This is a genomic window from Nocardia wallacei, from assembly GCF_014466955.1.
In the GTDB taxonomy this organism is placed as follows: domain Bacteria; phylum Actinomycetota; class Actinomycetes; order Mycobacteriales; family Mycobacteriaceae; genus Nocardia; species Nocardia wallacei.
In genome coordinates this window covers 673,672-690,294 of sequence record NZ_AP023396.1, presented here as the reverse complement: position 1 = coordinate 690,294, position 16,623 = coordinate 673,672, and the positions used below count along the sequence as shown (strand labels likewise).

Annotated in this window: 15 protein-coding genes; 5 read left to right on the top strand and 10 right to left on the bottom strand. The window is 70.4% G+C overall.

The genetic code is table 11. The features are described 5' to 3' along the window. Positions 1–27: 27 nt before the first annotated feature. Positions 28–216: a hypothetical protein gene (locus tag NWFMUON74_RS03230; RefSeq protein ID WP_187686513.1), complete on the bottom strand. Its 189-nt coding sequence runs from the start codon at positions 214–216 to the stop codon at positions 28–30. Between the two features lie 101 nt (positions 217–317). Between NWFMUON74_RS03230 and NWFMUON74_RS03225 the strand changes: the two genes are divergently transcribed. Then, positions 318–2,666, top strand: coding sequence for a helicase-associated domain-containing protein (locus NWFMUON74_RS03225; protein ID WP_187686512.1), 2,349 nt, complete (start codon positions 318–320; stop codon positions 2,664–2,666). Positions 2,667–2,675: 9 nt separating this feature from the next. Here the strand turns inward: NWFMUON74_RS03225 and NWFMUON74_RS03220 are convergent, their stop codons facing one another. Beyond that, a complete protein-coding gene (locus NWFMUON74_RS03220; protein WP_232110814.1) occupies positions 2,676–3,107 on the bottom strand; it encodes an LppU/SCO3897 family protein in 432 nt (143 codons plus the stop codon). 328 nt (positions 3,108–3,435) lie between these two features. Here NWFMUON74_RS03220 and NWFMUON74_RS03215 point away from each other — a divergent pair, with 328 nt between their 5' ends. Further along, positions 3,436–4,287, top strand: coding sequence for a hypothetical protein (locus NWFMUON74_RS03215; RefSeq protein ID WP_187686510.1), 852 nt, complete (start codon positions 3,436–3,438; stop codon positions 4,285–4,287). Positions 4,288–4,293: 6 nt separating this feature from the next. On the opposite strand, the gene NWFMUON74_RS03210 is transcribed toward NWFMUON74_RS03215, so the two are convergent. Genes NWFMUON74_RS03210 through NWFMUON74_RS03195 form a run of 4 tightly spaced genes read right to left on the bottom strand, consistent with a single transcriptional unit; the run spans position 4,294 to position 8,832 of the window. Further along, complete coding sequence (locus tag NWFMUON74_RS03210; protein WP_187686509.1) at positions 4,294–5,718, bottom strand: M1 family metallopeptidase; 1,425 nt, start codon at positions 5,716–5,718, stop codon at positions 4,294–4,296. A 54-nt stretch (positions 5,719–5,772) separates the two neighbouring features. Continuing rightward, a complete protein-coding gene (locus tag NWFMUON74_RS03205) occupies positions 5,773–6,414 on the bottom strand; it encodes a LysE family translocator (RefSeq protein WP_187686508.1) in 642 nt (213 codons plus the stop codon). 41 nt (positions 6,415–6,455) lie between these two features. After that, a complete protein-coding gene (locus NWFMUON74_RS03200) occupies positions 6,456–7,121 on the bottom strand; it encodes a DUF3239 domain-containing protein (RefSeq protein WP_187686507.1) in 666 nt (221 codons plus the stop codon). Positions 7,122–7,173: 52 nt separating this feature from the next. Further along, on the bottom strand, positions 7,174–8,832 hold the full coding sequence (locus tag NWFMUON74_RS03195; RefSeq protein ID WP_187686506.1) for a DNA repair helicase XPB: 1,659 nt from the start codon (positions 8,830–8,832) through the stop codon (positions 7,174–7,176). Positions 8,833–8,972: 140 nt separating this feature from the next. On the opposite strand from NWFMUON74_RS03195, the gene sigJ reads away from it, so the two are divergent. Together sigJ and NWFMUON74_RS03185 are read left to right on the top strand one after the other, a co-directional pair. Then, positions 8,973–9,896, top strand: coding sequence for an RNA polymerase sigma factor SigJ (gene sigJ, locus NWFMUON74_RS03190; protein WP_187686505.1), 924 nt, complete (start codon positions 8,973–8,975; stop codon positions 9,894–9,896). 112 nt (positions 9,897–10,008) lie between these two features. Continuing rightward, positions 10,009–11,202, top strand: a complete 1,194-nt coding sequence (locus NWFMUON74_RS03185; protein ID WP_187686504.1) for a pyridoxal phosphate-dependent aminotransferase — start codon at positions 10,009–10,011, stop codon at positions 11,200–11,202. A gap of 5 nt (positions 11,203–11,207) precedes the next feature. Here NWFMUON74_RS03185 and NWFMUON74_RS03180 read toward each other — a convergent pair whose 3' ends face one another. The 4 genes from NWFMUON74_RS03180 to NWFMUON74_RS03165 form a co-directional block, all read right to left on the bottom strand. Then, entirely contained in the window at positions 11,208–11,852 is a 645-nt protein-coding gene (locus NWFMUON74_RS03180) for a LysE family translocator (RefSeq protein WP_187686503.1), read from the bottom strand. Between the two features lie 189 nt (positions 11,853–12,041). Beyond that, a complete protein-coding gene (locus tag NWFMUON74_RS03175; protein ID WP_187686502.1) occupies positions 12,042–13,145 on the bottom strand; it encodes a 3-deoxy-7-phosphoheptulonate synthase in 1,104 nt (367 codons plus the stop codon). A 228-nt stretch (positions 13,146–13,373) separates the two neighbouring features. After that, entirely contained in the window at positions 13,374–13,850 is a 477-nt protein-coding gene (locus NWFMUON74_RS03170; RefSeq protein WP_187686501.1) for a carboxymuconolactone decarboxylase family protein, read from the bottom strand. 108 nt (positions 13,851–13,958) lie between these two features. Next, positions 13,959–14,840, bottom strand: a complete 882-nt coding sequence (locus NWFMUON74_RS03165) for an oxidoreductase (protein ID WP_187686500.1) — start codon at positions 14,838–14,840, stop codon at positions 13,959–13,961. Between the two features lie 117 nt (positions 14,841–14,957). Here NWFMUON74_RS03165 and NWFMUON74_RS03160 point away from each other — a divergent pair, with 117 nt between their 5' ends. Beyond that, positions 14,958–16,571, top strand: a complete 1,614-nt coding sequence (locus NWFMUON74_RS03160; protein WP_187686499.1) for a (2,3-dihydroxybenzoyl)adenylate synthase — start codon at positions 14,958–14,960, stop codon at positions 16,569–16,571. The last annotated feature ends 52 nt before the right edge of the window (positions 16,572–16,623 follow it).

Sequence of the window (16,623 nt, the reverse complement as noted above, 5' to 3'; positions counted from 1 at the left end):
CGGTACGGGGGCCTTGTCGTCGATCGGTCAGCGGTTGATGACCGTGTGCGGGTGCACGTAGGGCACCTCTTCGGCAGGCACCGGAAATTCGGTGTCCTCCCCGTAGGGCGAGAGCCCACCGGAACGGGTCGACGAGAGTTCGGTCACCGCGTGGTCGCCATTGGCGACCTGCGGCCAGCCGTTGTCGACATAAGGTTTCTTCGATTTGTTCACCACGGCCCAATTCTGGCATGGAACCGAGCGGTCGTGTCCGGCCGCCGCGGCGCTGTGTGACGGCGGCCCAGCGGCGCACCGCGCCCGGCCGTACGCTGGATGGGATGACCACGACCGACGACGCACCCCGGGCCGGGGACGAGCACTCCACGACAGCCACCGGTTCCGTCGACGTCGCGTCGCTGGCCGATTGGCTGGCCGCCCGCTCGGACGACGAGTTGGTGACGCTGCTCGAGCTGCGGCCCGATCTGGCGGTGCCGCTGCCGTCCTCGATGTCGGTGCTGGCCGCCCGCGCCGAGCAGCGCGCCTCGGTGCTGCGCGCCACCGACGAACTCGACACCCTCGATTTCGCGGTGATCGAGACCCTGGCCGTGCACCACGCGGCGGTCCCGGATCGGCACACCACCCCGCTCCCCCGCGCCCGCCTGCACGAGTTGCTGGGTGACCGGGTGGCGCGGGCCGCCGTCGACGCCGCCGTCGATCGGCTGACCGCCCGCGCCCTCGCGTGGGGCACCGCCGAGCTGTACCTGGTGGCCGCCGCCAAGGACGCGCTGCCGTGGCCACTCGGCAGCACCACCGAGATCCCCGACGCGCTCACCGAACCGGAAATCGTTGCGGCCCTGTCCGGAATCGGCTCCCCCGAACGGGCACTGCTGGACAAACTGGCGACCACCGGGCCGCGGGGACGCACTCGCGACGCCGCGCCGGGCACGCCGCCGGACCGGCCGATCCAGCGTCTGCTGGCGGCGCGGCTGCTCGACTGGGTCGACAAGGAGACCGTCGAACTACCGCCCGCGGTGGGCCAGGTGCTACGCCGCGAACCGGTCACCGACCCGCACGCCCTGAAGCCACCGCGGCCCGAACTCGACAAGCACACCGCGGCCGACACCAACGCGGCCGCCGCGACCGAGACCGGCGAACTGCTGCGGCACTGCGCCGACATCATCGAGGTGCTGGCGCAGGCGCCCGCGCCGGCGCTGCGCTCGGGCGGTCTGGGCGTGCGCGAGCTGCGGCGCATCACCAAGGCCACCGGAATCGAGGAGAGCCGGGTGGGCCTGCTGGTGGAGGTGCTGGCGGCGGCGCGCCTGCTGGACAAGGGCACTCCCGAACCACCGCCGCCGGGCGACCCCGTCGACGACTACTGGGCTCCCACCGCGGCCGCGGACGGCTGGCTGGACGGCCCGGCGGCCCGGCGCTGGACCGTCCTCGCCCAGGCGTGGCTGGAGCTGGATCGGTTCCCGTGGATGATCGGCGGCCGCGACGCGAACGACAAACCGCTGGCCGCGCTCTCGCTCGAGCTGCGCAATGTGCACGCGATCCGGGATCGGCGGGCCGTGCTGGCGCTGCTGGCCGAGCAGCCGCCCGGGGCCGCCGTATCACCGCCGGATATCGCCCGGGTGCTGGCGTGGCGGCAACCGCGCTGGCGCAGGCATTTCCGCACCGAGGCGGTCGAGCGCACCCTGGCGGAAGCGAGCGCCCTCGGGCTGATCGGGCGCGGCGCCCTCACCTCGGCGGGACGCGCCCTGCTGCACGGCAGCACCTCCGACGCCGAGGCCGAGATGGAGTCCGCTCTGCCCGACCCGGTGGATCATGTACTGGTGCAGGCGGATCTGACGATCGTCGCACCGGGGCCGCTGGTGGCGGATCTGCAGAGCCGCATCGCACTGGTGGCCGATGTCGAATCCGCGGGCGCCGCGACGGTCTACCGGATCGGCGAGTCGTCGGTGCGGCGGGCGCTCGACGCCGGGATGACGGCGGCCGAACTGCATCAGCTGTTCGCGGCGCACTCGCGCACCCCGGTGCCGCAGTCGCTGACCTATCTGATCGATGATGTCGCGCGCCGCCACGGCCGATTGCGCGCCGGGATGGCGCAGTCGTTCGTGCGCAGCGAGGACCCGGCGCTGCTCGCCGAGGTGCTGGCCACCCCGGTCGCCGAGCGGCTGGCGCTGCGCGCGGTCGCCCCGACCGTGGCAATCTCGCAGGCCTCGCTCGGCGAGGTGCTCGACCAGTTGCGCGCCGCGGGTTTCGCTCCGGCGGGCGAGGATTCGTCGGGCACGATCGTCGACCTGCGTCCGCGCGGCGCGCGCATCCCGGCCCGGACCAATGCCCGGCAGGCGTGGCGGCCCACCCCGCCCAGCAGTGCGCAACTGCGGCTGCTGGTGGGTGAGCTGCGTGCCGGGGAGAAGGCGGCACAGGCTCGATCGGGGCAGGCGGTCCGGTCGGACGGCAGCCGCAACAGCACGGCCGCCACCATGGCCCTGCTGCAATTGGCGGCGCGGGTGCGGCGGCCGGTGCACATCGGTTACGTCGATGCCCAGGGTGTCGCCAGTCAGCGGGTGGTGGAGCCGTTGCAAGTGGCGGGCGGGCAGCTGGACGCGCTGGATCCGGTGACCGGATCGGTCCGCCATTTCGTGCTGCACCGCATCGCCTCGGTGGCGCTGGTGGACCAGTAGGCGGCCCGCTCAGGCCTTCGGATTGACCATGCAGAACGTGGTTTTCGGCTCGGACAGCAACAGGTAGGTCGCGCTCGGGTCGCACAGCGACGAGTCGTGGCGCCCGTCGATCCGCGCGACCACCCGGACCGTCGCCGCCGCGGACGCGCAGTCCGCGTAGGCGAAGCCGGTGTCGCGGTCCTGGTGATAGCAGCTGCCGGGTTTGAGATTCGGTGCCAGGCACAGAAACGCCGTGGTGCCGCCGTGGAAGGTCTCCTCGTAGGAGGAATATTCGCGGCCGCAGTCGGCGCGGGTGGGCGAGGTGGACATCACCGTGTAGACGGCCCGCTCCGACGCGCAGTCGACCGGTTCGGTCCGCGAGTCGGTGGTCGAGCCCTCGATGACGTGGATGCAGTCGCCGACCTGTGCCCTGGCGGTGTCGGTCCGGCTCGCGCTCTGCACGGCCGCACAACCCGCCGCCAGGGCGGCCGTTGCCAGCAGTACGGGAACAACGGCGCGTTTCCCCCGAAAACCTTTCGCGCCCAATGCTTTACGCCGATCGCGGGGAGGACGGGAACATCGGACGCCGGAAATGCCGCAGGGTCAGCGGAACATGCCGAGGCCGTACAGGGCCAGCAGATTGAAATTGAGCATCCGCGGCAGGAAGCCGGTCAGCAGTTGCAGTTCGAAGAGGTTCACGCTCGATACCTTTCACGCTCTGCCCGCACCATAGCCGCGCGGATCGTGATCTTAGGTCGGAATCGGCTACGAAATCGTTACGCTCGGCACCATGACGCTCGAGGAGGCGACCCGCCGGCTCTACGCGCTCGACCCCGCACAGTTCACCGCAGCGCGCGATGAGCAGGCGAAAGCCGCGCGCGCCGACGGGGATCGGAAGCTCGCGGCCGCGATCGGCAAACTGCGCAGACCCACCGTGGCGGCCTGGGCGGTGAACCTACTGGCCCACGAGGCGCCCGAGGAGGTCACCGCACTGCTCGAACTCGGCGACGCGCTACGCGACGCCCAGCGCCGACTGTCCGGAGAACAGTTGCGCGACTTGACCGCTCAGCGGCAGCAGGTGGTGAACGCGCTGGCCCGCAAGGCCGGTCAGCTCGCCGCCGGGCACGACCGCACGCTCAGCGAGTCGGTCCTGCGCGAGGTGGGCCAGACCCTGCACGCCGCGCTGGCCGATCCCGCCGTGGCTGACCACGTGCGCGCGGGGACGCTGACTGCCGCGGCCAACTACGAGGGCTTCGGTCCGGCCGGACCGGAGCTGGCCGCGGTACCGGATCGCGCCGCCGCGCCCGCATCCGAGCGGCCGAAGCCGGGTCGGGCGAAATCCGCCGAGGACCGCGACGCGGCCGCCCGGCAGGAACTCGACGATGCGCTCGCGGCCCTCGAATCCGCCCGCGAGGCAATCGATTCGGCGCAGGCCGACCTCGACCGCGCCGCCGCGCGGGTGACCGAGGCGGATGACCGGATCGCTGCCCTGCGCGCGGAATTGGAGCGCGCCGAGGAACAGCGCCGCTTCGCCGCGGCGGCACAGCGCTCGGCCCAGGAGGCGGCGCACAAGGCCGAGCGGCAACTGGACCGGGTGCGGCGCTGGGTGGAGAAGGCCCGCTCGCGGGCACCCGGGCAGTGAGCCGGATCAGCCGCGCAAGGACCCCGGGTACAGGTATTCGTCCGCGGGCACGGCCGCCTGGTCCAGCCACGCGGTGAACAAACCCGAGAGATCCACCGCGGTCTTCGACTGCATGAACTGCCGGAACTCCGGCATGGTGGCGTTGCCGTACGCGTGTGACCGCACGAACTGCGCGATCGCCGGGAAGAAGACGTCGTCGCCTATCGTGTGGCGCAGCGCGTGCAGGAACAGCGGTCCGCGGTAGTAGACGGCGGTGAATTCCTTTCCGACGCCGGGGTCCTGCAAGCGGGTCTCCCAGCGCTGGGGTTCATCGCGGAACTTCTCGACCGTCTCTCGATACCGGGCGTCGACGTCCTCGCCCTCCTTCCGCTCCGGCCACAGATAGTCGGCCGTATAGCTGGCGAAGCATTCGTTCAGGCAGATATCGGACCACTGCCGCACCGACATCGAGTCGCCCCACCACTGATGCGCGTTCTCGTGGACGAGGGTGTTCAGGTCCGTCCACGGCGCGTAGGTCGGGCGGGTCTGGGTCTCCAGCGAGATGCGCAGGTCGGTGTCGATGTAGATGCCGCCCGCGCTCTCGAACGGGTAAGGGCCGTAGAGGGATTCGAGGAAGTCGAGCACCTCGGGCAGCCGCTGCTCCAATTTCCGGTGCCGGACGGCGTCCGGGGCGAAGGCGCTGACCAGCGGCGTGCCGTCGGCGCGGCGCTGCTCCAGGAACTCGAAACGGTCGATGGCGACCGTGGTGAGGTAACCGACCGTCGGGTGCTGTGTCGACCAGCGCGCGGTGCGGGTGGCCCCGTCGACCGTGTCGCGCACCCGCAGGCCGTTGGAGATCACGTCCCATTCCCGCGGGACCGTCACGGTCAGGTCGAAGGTCGCCTTGTCCAGCGGCGTGTCGTTGAGCGGGTACCAGGTGGTGGCCGAATGCGGCTGGCCCGCAACGAAAGCGCCGCCGCCGGGTGAGATGGTCCAGCCGGCTTCCCGGTGGTCGTCCTGGATGCCGGAGTATTCGACGGTGACGGTGAACGGCAGGCCCGGCAGCACCGGCACCGCCGGGGTGACGACCAACTCGTGCTCACCGCTGCGGGCGAAGCCGGCGGGCAGATTGTTGACGGTCACCCTGGACACCGCGGGGCCCGCGAAGTCCAGGTCGAACATGCGCAACGCCTGGGTCGCGACGGCGTCGATGCGGGCGGTGCCGGTGAGCCGTCGGCTGGGCGGGTCGTAGTCGATCGCGACGTCGTAGTGCTCCGCCTGATAGCCGCCGTTGCCGTCGTCGGGATAGTAGGGATCACCGAGGCCCGGCGCACCCACGAACGGGTCGGCCGGAGTCTGGGCGTGCGCGGCCCGGTCGTGTCCGGGCAGGGCCAGCGCGCCCGCGATCAGGGCCGTGACCGTGAGACAACGCGTCCAGTTGTACGCACCCATGCAGCGAGCCCCTTTCCGGCACGGCGTGCCGACCGACGCTCGATGCTAGTGCGCTCAGTTGCTACTGCCCGTCACCGCCACGCTCGCGCCCAGCCCGATGATCATGACGCCGCCCGCGCCACCGACCGCTTCCAGCCGCCGCGGGGAGCGCGCGAACCAGTTGCGGGCGGTACCCGCCAGCATCGCCCACACGCTGTCCGACACCAGCGCGATCACCAGGAACATGCCGCCCAGCATCAGCATCTGCACCGGAATGGGGCCGCCGGCCGGGTCCACGAACTGCGGCAGGACGGCCGAGAAGAAGATGATCGCCTTGGGGTTGGTGGCGCCCACCACGAAGCCCTGCCGAACCACCCGGCGCGTGCGCTCCGGCTGCCGCGCCCGGGTCTCGAGCGCCTCGCGCAGCGAGTGGCGCTCCCGAATCGCTTGCACGCCAATGTAGATCAGATAGAGCGCGCCGGTGAACTTCACGACGGTCAGCGCGATCGAGGATGCCGCGACGACCGCGCCGAGGCCCGCCGCGACCATTATCAGCACCAGCAGTACACCCAGGGAGTGGGCGACCACCGACACCAGGGCGGCCCGCTTGCCGTCGGTCAGCGCGCGGCCGATGGTGAACAGCACACCCGGGCCGGGAACCACGATGAGGACGGTCGCCGCGACCAGGAACGCCGCGATATTTCCAGCGGGAATCACCGGCCAATTCTAGAGAACACCGCCCCCGGCTTCCACGGATTTCAGCCGTGCAGCTCGCCCGGCAGCTGTTGCGGATCCAGCAGCAGTCGTTTGGCATCCGCGCGCCGGACCTTCTCGGCGAGATCGAGATTGTCGGCCAGCAGTTTCCACTCCACGTCGCTGATTGCCGCGCGGGCACGCTCGATGACGCCGGGATCGCGGGTGCCCCAGGCGATCGGCATGGCCGTGACCGCCTGCCGCAGGTCGCCGACCGAACTCGGCGCCCGGTCGGCGCGCACCGTCACCGCCGGTACCTGCTCGCCGGGCCACTGGCGGTGTCCGGGCAGTGCCCGCACCACCCGCGTGATCAGCGCGTAGCTCGGGTCGCAGCCGGGTTTGGCGATATTGACCAGCGCCAGCAGCGTCACCCCGCGGGCGTGCTTGCCCGACACCACCGCGGGCACCAGTTCGCCCTCGGCGTAGAGCTTCTCGATGCGCGAGCGGTACGGCGTCCATACCGCCACGAACAGCGCGGTGATGGTGCCCAGAGCGAACGCGACCGCCAGCAGGAACGAGTACGGGTGCTGCAACCGGATCAGGCCGGCGGTGCCGAGGCCCAGCACGATCGCGGCGGCGAACGCCAGGATCCGCAATCGCCGGATGGCCGCGAGCACTTCGTTCACCGCTCGGGCGTGTTCGCGGTCCACCGCGAATTCGAAGCGTCGCACGTCCTATTCCTAACACGTATGCGGAGGCATTTTCTCCGATGAACCGCCTCGGTTATCCGAGCGCCGGGCCGAGCAGGTCGTCCGCGTCGGTAATGCGATAGGCATACCCCTGTTCGGCGAGGAAACGCTGCCGGTGGGCGGCGTATTCGGCGTCCAGCGTGTCACGCGCCACCACGGAGTAGAAATGCGCCTGTCCCCCATCCTGTTTGGGGCGCAGCAGGCGGCCGAGCCGTTGCGCCTCCTCCTGGCGGGAGCCGAACGTGCCCGAAACCTGCACGGCCACCGACGCTTCGGGCAGGTCGATGGAGAAGTTGGCCACCTTGCTCACCACCAGCACCGGGATCTCGCCGTTGCGAAACGCCTCGAACAGCGACTCGCGCTCCTTGGTCCGGGTGGAGCCCTGGATGATCGGGGCGTTCAGATGCTCGCCCAGTTCCTCGAGCTGGTCCAGATAGGCGCCGATCACCAGAGCCGGTGCGCCTTGGTGCCGGGCCAGAATCGACTCGACCACGGGCAGTTTGGTGCGGGCGGTCGAGCACAGCTTGTAGCGCTCGTCGGGCTCGGCGGTGGCATAGCTCATCCGCTCGGCCTCAGTGAGCGTGACCCGCACCTCGACGCAGTCGGCCGGGGCGATCCAGCCCTGCGCCTCGATGTCCTTCCACGGCGCGTCGTAGCGTTTCGGCCCGATCAGGGAGAACACGTCGCCCTCGCGACCGTCCTCGCGCACCAGCGTCGCGGTCAGGCCGAGGCGGCGGCGGGACTGCAGGTCGGCCGTCATCCGGAAGACCGGGGCGGGCAGCAGGTGCACCTCGTCGTAGATGACCAGGCCCCAGTCACGGCTGTCGAACAGCTCCAGGTGCTTGTACTCGCCCTTGGTCTTGCGCGTGATGACCTGGTAGGTGGCGATGGTGACGGGGCGGATCTCCTTGCGCTCGCCGGAGTACTCGCCGATCTCGTCCTCGGTCAGGGAGGTGCGGGCCAGCAGCTCGCGCCGCCACTGCCGACCGGCGACGGTATTGGTGACCAGGATCAGCGTGGTGGCCCCGGCCTTGGCCATCGCGGCGGCCCCGACCATGGTCTTACCCGCGCCGCAGGGCAGCACCACCACGCCGGACCCACCGGCCCAGAACGAGTCGGCCGCCATTTCCTGGTAGTCGCGCAGGTGCCACTCGGTGGTCTCGTAGTCGAGTTCGATGCGGTGCGCCTCGCCGTCGACGTACCCCGCCAGGTCCTCGGCGGGCCAGCCGATCTTGAGCAGCATCTGCTTGATCCGGCCGCGCTCGGACGGGTGCACGGCCACCGTGTCGTCGTCGATCCGGCTGCCCAGCATGGGCTGGATCTTCTTGTGCCGCAGCACCTCCTCCAGCACCGCGCGGTCCAGGCTGACCAGCACCAGCCCATGCGCCGGATGCTTGACCAGCTGCAACCGCCCGTAGCGGGCCATGGTGTCGACGATGTCCACCAGCAACGGCTGCGGCACCGCATACCGCGAGTAGCTGACCAGCGCATCGACCACCTGCTCCGCGTCGTGCCCCGCCGCCCGCGCGTTCCACAGCGCCAACGGCGTCACCCGATAGGTGTGCACATGCTCGGGCGCCCGCTCCAACTCGGCGAACGGCGCGATAGCCTGCCGAGCCGCATCCGCCTGCGCATGATCGACCTCGAGCAGCAGGGTCTTGTCACTCTGGACGATGAGTGGTCCCTCGGTCACGGCACCTCCTCGGTTGTGGGCCGTGGTCCATTGTTCCCGAACGGACCGACAGGGCTGTGTGGGCTGGGTCGCGTTTCGCTGTCGGCGCAGCTCTCGGGGGGAGCGGGGGGTGTTATTACCACCGCCGTAGAATCTGCGCAATGGTTGCCGCTCTGCTCGCCGATCTGTTCGAATCACACCGAGCGCACCTGCTCTCGGTGGCCTATCGGCTGACGGGGAGTGTGGCCGATGCCGAGGACGCGGTGCAGGAGAGCTGGCTGCGGCTGGCGACGGCTCGGCAGTCGGAGATCGAGGACATGCGGGCCTGGCTGACGACCGTGGTGAGCCGCATCTGCCTGGATCGGCTGCGTAGTGCGGCGGCACGGCGGGAAAGCTATGTGGGGCAATGGTTGCCGGAACCGATTGTCACGGCCCGCAAGCCGTCGGGGGCCCCCGACCCGCTGGAAGCCGTGGTCCGCAAGCAGGACTGCCGTCTGGCCGCGCTGGTGGTGCTGGAGTCGCTGACCCCGCCGCAGCGGGTGGCGTTCGTGCTGCACGACGGTTTCGCGGTCCCGTTCGAGGAGATCGCCGACATTCTCGACATCTCGGTGGAGGCGGCGCGCCAGCTGGCGACGCGGGCGCGTAAGGCTGCGGCGCGAAGCCCCGAGCCGGTCTCCGACGCCGAGCACGCGGCCGCGGTGCAGAAGCTGTTGGAGGCCTTGTATTCCGGCGACATCGAGCAGGTGGTGGCGGCCCTGCATCCGGACGCGGTGTTCATCGCCGACTCCGGCGGCACCACCCGTACCGCGCTCAATTCCGTTGTGGGAGCGGAGAAGCTGGCCCGGCTGGGTCTCGGCCTGCTGCGCAAGTACGACGTGGATCTCGCCGACCCGAGCGAACTCGAGTCCGAATTCGTCGATGTGAACGGTCAACTGGGCCTGCTACTACACGAGCGCGGCCCGCGTGACGGCATCCCCGGCTCCCCCACCCGCGTCCTCGCCTTCACCGTCACCGACGGCTTGATCTCGGGCGCCTACGACCTGGTGAACCCGGCCAAACTCAAGGGCATCCGGGTGCCGCACTGATCGACCCTCCGCTACGTCGACCCGCCCGCCGTACCGCCTGCGCGCGTCCAGCGTCGGCGTACGAGTCCGGCGGTGCCGGGCCGTGGGGGCGGGGCGGGCTACCGTGGTGCGCATGCAGCAGATGCCGACCGTTGCCCGCCTGCGCCCCTTCCGGGCGACGATCTTCGCCGAGATGACCGAGCTGGCGGTACGGCACGGGGCGGTGAATCTGGGGCAGGGATTCCCGGACAGTGACGGACCGGCCGCGATGCTGGAGGTCGCCCGGCAGGCCATCGCCGACGGCGGCAATCAGTACCCGCCCGGCCGGGGCATGCCGGTGCTGCGGCAGGCCGTGGCCGCGGACCGGGCGCGGCGCTACGGCATGCGGTACGACCCGGACCGCGAGGTGCTGGTGACCGTGGGCGCGACCGAGGCCATCGCCGCGTCGATGCTCGGTCTGGTGGAGCCGGGCGAAGAGGTCGTGCTGATCGAGCCGTACTACGACTCGTACGCCGCCGCGGTGGCGCTGGCGGGCGCTACCCGGCGCACCGCCCGGCTGGTGCCGGACGGCGACGGCTTCGCCCTCGACCTGGACAGCCTGCGTGCCGCGATCACACCGAAAACCCGACTGCTGCTGTTGAATTCGCCGCACAACCCGACCGGGACGGTACTCGGCCGCGCGGAGCTGCGGGCCGTGGCCGAGCTGGCCTGCGAGCACGACCTGCTGGTGGTGACCGACGAGGTCTACGAGCACCTCACCTTCGACGGGCACGAGCACATCAGCATCGCCACCCTGCCGGGCATGTCCGAGCGGACCGTCGTGATCTCCAGTGCCGCCAAGACTTTCAGCGTCACCGGGTGGAAGATCGGCTGGGCGTGCGGACCCGCGCCGCTGATCGACGGGGTGATCGCGGCCAAGCAGTTCCTCACCTTCGTCGGCGGCGGCCCGTTCCAACCGGCGGTCGCCTATGCCCTCGACAACGAGCTGCCCTGGGTCGCGGCACTGCGTGACGGCTTGGCGGACAAGCGGATCCGGTTGTCACAGGCACTGGCCGATGCCGGATTCGGAGTGCGGCGCAGCGACGGCACCTATTTCGTCTGCGCCGACATCTCCGGCCTGACCACCGCCGACGCGCACACGTTCTGCCGCGAGCTGCCGGAACGGCTCGGCGTGGCGGCCGTACCGCTGAGCGTCTTCGCCGACGACCGACAGTCCTGGAATCGCTTGGTGCGCTTCGCCTTCTGCAAGAAGGACGAGACCTTGGACGAGGCGGTGCGGCGGCTGCATGCCCAGCACGCGACACCGTCGACAGGTGGCGCACGGTAGGCGGATCAGGCGGGCACCGGCCGACCGCGATCCGTGGCGAGCATGACCGCGATACCGCCGAGCAGCGTCCCGGTGACCCAGCGCTGCGCCCGCAGCCACAGCGGCCGCCCGGCGAGGAAGGCGGCGATGGCCCCGGATCCGAGCACGATCAACCCGTTGACCAGCAGCGCGACGGTGATCTGCACACCACCCAGGCACAGGCTCTGCAACCACACCCGACCGCGCGCCGGCTCGACGAACTGCGGGATCAGCGCCATGTACATGATCGCGATCTTCGGATTGAGCAGGTTGGTGACCAACCCCATCGCGAACAGCCGCCGGGTGGGATCGGCGGGTAGCTCGGACGGGGTGAACGCCGACATGCCGCCGGGCCGCAGCGTTTTCCACGCCAGCCAGGCCAGGTAGGCCGCACCCGCGAGTTTCAGCGCGACGTAGAGGCCCGGCACCACCGCGAAGATCGCCGTGATCCCCGCCGCGATGGCCACCAGGTACACCAGGAAGCCGACCGCGACCCCGGCCAGCGACACGAATCCGGCCCGCCGCCCCTGCGAGACGGTACGCGACACCAGATACACCATGTTCGGCCCGGGCGTGAGCACCAGCCCGAGCGCCGCCACCGCCACACCGGCCACCGCAGTCGTCTCGATCATGTCGACCATGCTCGTGCCCGGTGGACCGGACGTCGCGAGCCAGTTCGCAACCGCTGGACCTCCCGGCCCGGCACATTGCCGGCGACGGCGGGCACGACACGCTTCGACCGGCTCACCGAGACTTCTCGACACAGCGAAACACCGGATGGTGACGAACGGCGAGATCCGTCGATCCAGCGGGCCGGTCAGTCAGCCGCGGCGGGTGGCGACGGCGGCGGCGAGGCGGTCGAGCTGGGTGGCGGTGGTGGCCCAGTCGAGACAGGCGTCGGTGATGGACTGGCCGTAGGTGAGGTCGGTGGCGTGGCCGAGGGTGAGGTCCTGACGGCCCGCGACGAGGAAGCTCTCCATCATCACGCCGACGACGCTGTGGTCGCCCGCGGCCACGCGTGCGGCGATGTCGGTGACGACATCGACCTGCTTGTTGTGGTCTTTGTTGCTGTTGCCGTGGCTGGCGTCGACCACCACCCGCTGCGGCAGCGCCGCCTTGTCCAGCCGGGCGCAGGTCTCGGCCACCGAGGCGGCGTCGTAGTTCGGCCCCGCGCTGCCGCCACGCAGGATCACGTGGCAGTCCGGATTACCGACCGTGCGGATCAGGGCGGACCGCCCGTCCAGGCCGGTGCCGGGAAAGACGTGGCTCGCCCCGGCCGCGCGCACGCCGTCGACCGCCACCTGCACATCGCCGTCGGTGCCGTTCTTGATGCCGACCGGCATCGACAGCGCACTGGCCAGCTGCCGGTGCACCTGGCTGGCGGCGGTGCGGGCGCCGATCGCACCGTAGGAGACCAGGTCGGCGATGTACTGCGGGGTGATCGGGTCGAGGAATTCACACGCCACCGGCAGACCCAGCGCGGTGATGTCCACCAGCAGCCGCCGGCCCAGGCCCAGGCCGGTGTTGATGTCGAAGGTGCCGTCCAGGTGCGGGTCGTTGATCAGGCCCTTCCAGCCGAGCGTGGTCCGCGGCTTCTCGAAGTACACGCGCATCACGACGTGCAGCCGATCGGACAGTTCGGCGGATTTGGCGGCCAACCGGCGGGCGTAGTCCAGCGCGGCCGCGGGGTCGTGCACCGAACACGGGCCGACGATCACCATCAGGCGATCGTCGGTGGCATCGAGCACGTCGACCGTGGCGGCCCGGCCGGCCCGCACGGTCTCGGCGAGCGCCGCATCGATGGGATGGTCGCGCCGCACGTCGGCGGGCGACAACAGGGGGCTGATGCTCAGGGTGCGCTGATCGTCCAGATCGGCGACGTCGGCAGATTTCTCGGTCGCGTCGGCGTCGGCAGCGATCGTCATCGTGGATTCCTTTTCTCAGGCCGACCCACCGAGAGATCCCGTCGAGCCGGACTGTCATCGGCTCGGGGTGGGGAGAAGGTCAGCGCGGTTCACCGACCGACCCACCCGGGGCCGGCTTGATAAACCAGAAATACACGCGCTGCACAGAGGCGACTGTAGCAGGCGGTGTCGCGCGCCTGAACAAATGCGCGAAAGCGTGTGAGACCCGCCACATCACAGGCGGTGCCATCAAACACCGAACATGCCGGGCTCGTAGCTGCCCGCGGGGGTGCGGGCGATGACGTTCAAGCGGTTGTAGGCGTTGATGACCGCGATCGCCGAGACGAGCGCGCCGAGCTGCTCGTCGTCGTAGTGCTTCTGCACCGCCGCCCAGGTCTCGTCGGATACGCCGTGGTGCGCGTCGGCGAGGCGGGTGCCCTCCTCGGCGAGGGCCAGGGCGGCGCGCTCGGCCTCGGTGAACACGGTGGCCTCACGCCAGGCGGCGACCAGGTTCAGGCGCACCTGGGTTTCCCCGGCAGCCGCGGCGTCCTTGGTGTGCATGTCGGTGCAGAAGCCGCAGCCGTTGATCTGGCTGGCGCGGATCTTGACCAGTTCGTAGGTCGCCGCGGGCAGTCCCGACTGGCCGATGACCTGACCGGCGTTGGTGAGCCGCTTGGTGAACTTGGCGGCGATCTCGTTGGCGAACAGGTTGATTCGGGGTTCCATCGCTGTCTCCTGACCTCGGGCCGCAGGGCGCGGCTTCCGTATATCAGGGGGACGACGCAGCCTCCCGGGGTGTGACAGGGCGACCGTTGTGCCCTGTGTCACACCAGGTCAGCGCCGGGAAAAGGGGTAGGTGACCTTGGTGAGCTGCTCGGACAGTTCCCACAGCCGCCGGGCCGCGACCTCGTCGCGGGAGGCGGCGGACGAGCCGCTGGGCCCGGGATGGCCGCGCAGGCCGCGCAGGTTGGTCGGACCGTAGAACCGGCCGGGCTCGACGTCGGCGGTCGCCGCGAAAAGTGAAGGCAGCGCGCCCATTTCCGCGCTCTGGGCCAGAATTCGGTTGCCCAGCGCCATGACCCGGTCCAGGAACGACTCGGTATGCGACTGCAATTCGGTGGCGGCGTAGCCCGGATGGGCCGCCACCGACACCTTCGACGATCCGGCCGCGGCGAGACGGCGCTGCAATTCGTAGGCGAACATCAGATTCGCCAGCTTGGACTGCCCGTACGCCTGCCAGCGCTCGTACCGGCGGCGCTCCCAGTTCAGGTCTTCGAGGTCGATCCGGCCGATGACGTGCGCGCCGCTGGACACGGTGACGACGCGGTCGGCGATCTTGTCGAGCAGCAGGCCGGTGAGCGCGAAGTGCCCGAGATGGTTTGTGCCGATCTGCATTTCGAAGCCGTCGGCGGTGCGGCGCAGCGGCAGCGCCATCACACCGGCGTTGTTGATCAGCACGTCGGCGCGTTCGACGGAATCGGCGAACTGCCGGATCGATGCCAGGTCGGCCAGATCGAGGCGGCGGACGTGGGCCCGGTCGCCGATCTCGTTGGCCACCGCGCGCGCCTTCACCTCGTCGCGGCAGGCCATGATCACCTGCGCGCCCGCCGCGACCAGCGCCCGCGTGGTCACGGCGCCGATCCCGCTGTTGGCGCCCGTGACCACGAAGGTACGGCTGCTTTGATCCGGGATGTCGGAAGTGTCCCAACCAGTCACGAGATCGAGTCTAGAGCGGCGAAGCGTCCCCGTCTCCTGCCTCGCCCACGCGGCGGCCGGCACCCACGGTGAGATAGGGTTGCCTAACCTTGGAAAGATGAGCGTGAGGCAGTACCGATGACAGCGACACCCACCCGGGACGACCGCGACGGCTTCGTGCCGATCCCCGCCGAGTTCGCCGACGCCTACCGCGCGGCCGGGTACTGGACGGGCCGGCCGCTGGGCGAACTGCTGCGCGACTCGGCACGCCGATGGCCGCAGCGCCCCGCCCTGCACACCGCGGACGGCGCCCGCACCTACGCCGCACTGGACGCCGACGCCGACCGGATGGCGTACGGCCTCGCGGCGCTGGGCATTTCACCGGGCGACCGGGTGATCGTGCAACTGCCGAACGTGCCGGAATTCGCCTCGGTGCTGTTCGGGCTGTTTCGGGCGGGCGCCGTCCCGGTGCTGACGCTGCCCGCGCACCGTCGTGCCGAGATCGAGCATCTGACCGAGCTGTCCGGCGCCGTAGCGTACATCGTCGCCGACCAGGCGGCCGATTTCGACTACCGCGAACTGGCGGCCGAGGTCGCCGAGCGGGTGCCGTCGCTGCGCCACGTCCTGGTACTCGGCGCAGCCGGGCCGTTCACCGCGCTGAATTCCGTTCCGCGCGCGACCGGTTCGCTGCCCGTGGTGGATCCCGGCGATATCGCGGTGCTGCTGGTGTCCGGTGGCACCACCGGACTGCCCAAGCTGATCGCGCGCACCCACAACGACTACGACTACAACGCCCGCGCCTCCGCCGAGATCTGCGAGTTCGGCCCGGACGACGTCTACCTCGCGAGCCTGCCGGCAGCGCACAACTTTCCGCTGGCCTGCCCGGGCATCCTCGGCACCCTCGCCACCGGTGGTTCGGTCGCGTTCATCGCCGACCCGAGTCCGGAGAGCGCCTTCGCCGCGATCGAGCGGTACGGGGTGACGGTGACGGCCGTGGTGCCGCCGCTGGCCCAATTGTGGTGCGCGGCAACGGAATGGGAGACCGCCGACCTGTCGTCGCTGCGCCTGTTGCAGGTCGGCGGGGCGAAGCTGGCGGAGGTGAACGCCCGCGACGTGGAGCCCGCGCTGGGGACGCGGTTGCAGCAGGTGTTCGGCATGGCCGAGGGCCTGCTCAACTACACCCGCCTCGACGACGATATCGACCTGATCTGCACCAGCCAGGGGCGTCCGCTGTCGCCGGGTGACGAGGTCCGCGTCGTCGACGGGGAAGGCAACGACGTGGCCCCGGGCGCGGAGGGCGAGTTGCTCACCCGTGGTCCGTACACCATCCGAGGCTATTACCGTGCGCCGGAACACAATGCGCGCGCCTTCACCCCCGACGGCTACTACCGCAGCGGCGACCTGGTCCGAGTGCTGCCCAGCGGCCACCTGATCGTCTCCGGCCGGATCAAGGACGTCATCAACCGCGGCGGCGAGAACGTCTCCTGCGACGAGCTCGAGGAACACCTGCTCGCCCACCCGGCGGTCCGGCACGCGGCGGCCGTCGGCCTGCCCGATCCCGCGCTCGGCGAAAAGGTCTGTGCCGTACTGGTGGTCGAGGGCGATCTGCCCACCCTGGCCGAGATCAAGCAGTTCCTCACCGACCGCGGCCTGGCCACCTACAAGCTCCCCGACGTGCTACGCCGGGCCGACACGCTCCCCCTGACGGCCGTCGGCAAGATCGACAAGAAGGCCCTGCGCGCCCAGGGCTGACCGCACACGCCCCCCGCCCGGTCTCGGGCGAGGGGCGTCGGTGCTTCGCGGA

Bases quoted from the DNA above. Each gene is read 5' to 3' on its own strand.
- NWFMUON74_RS03175 (WP_187686502.1), bottom strand. From the start codon at position 13,145: ATGACGATCGCTGCCGACGCCGACGCGACCGAGAAATCTGCCGACGTC.
- sigJ (WP_187686505.1), top strand. From the start codon at position 8,973: ATGGTTGCCGCTCTGCTCGCCGATCTGTTCGAATCACACCGAGCGCAC.
- NWFMUON74_RS03180 (WP_187686503.1), bottom strand. From the start codon at position 11,852: ATGATCGAGACGACTGCGGTGGCCGGTGTGGCGGTGGCGGCGCTCGGG.
- NWFMUON74_RS03210 (WP_187686509.1), bottom strand. From the start codon at position 5,718: ATGGGTGCGTACAACTGGACGCGTTGTCTCACGGTCACGGCCCTGATC.
- NWFMUON74_RS03160 (WP_187686499.1), top strand. From the start codon at position 14,958: ATGACAGCGACACCCACCCGGGACGACCGCGACGGCTTCGTGCCGATC.
- NWFMUON74_RS03170 (WP_187686501.1), bottom strand. From the start codon at position 13,850: ATGGAACCCCGAATCAACCTGTTCGCCAACGAGATCGCCGCCAAGTTC.
- NWFMUON74_RS03225 (WP_187686512.1), top strand. From the start codon at position 318: ATGACCACGACCGACGACGCACCCCGGGCCGGGGACGAGCACTCCACG.
- NWFMUON74_RS03215 (WP_187686510.1), top strand. From the start codon at position 3,436: ATGACGCTCGAGGAGGCGACCCGCCGGCTCTACGCGCTCGACCCCGCA.
- NWFMUON74_RS03185 (WP_187686504.1), top strand. From the start codon at position 10,009: ATGCAGCAGATGCCGACCGTTGCCCGCCTGCGCCCCTTCCGGGCGACG.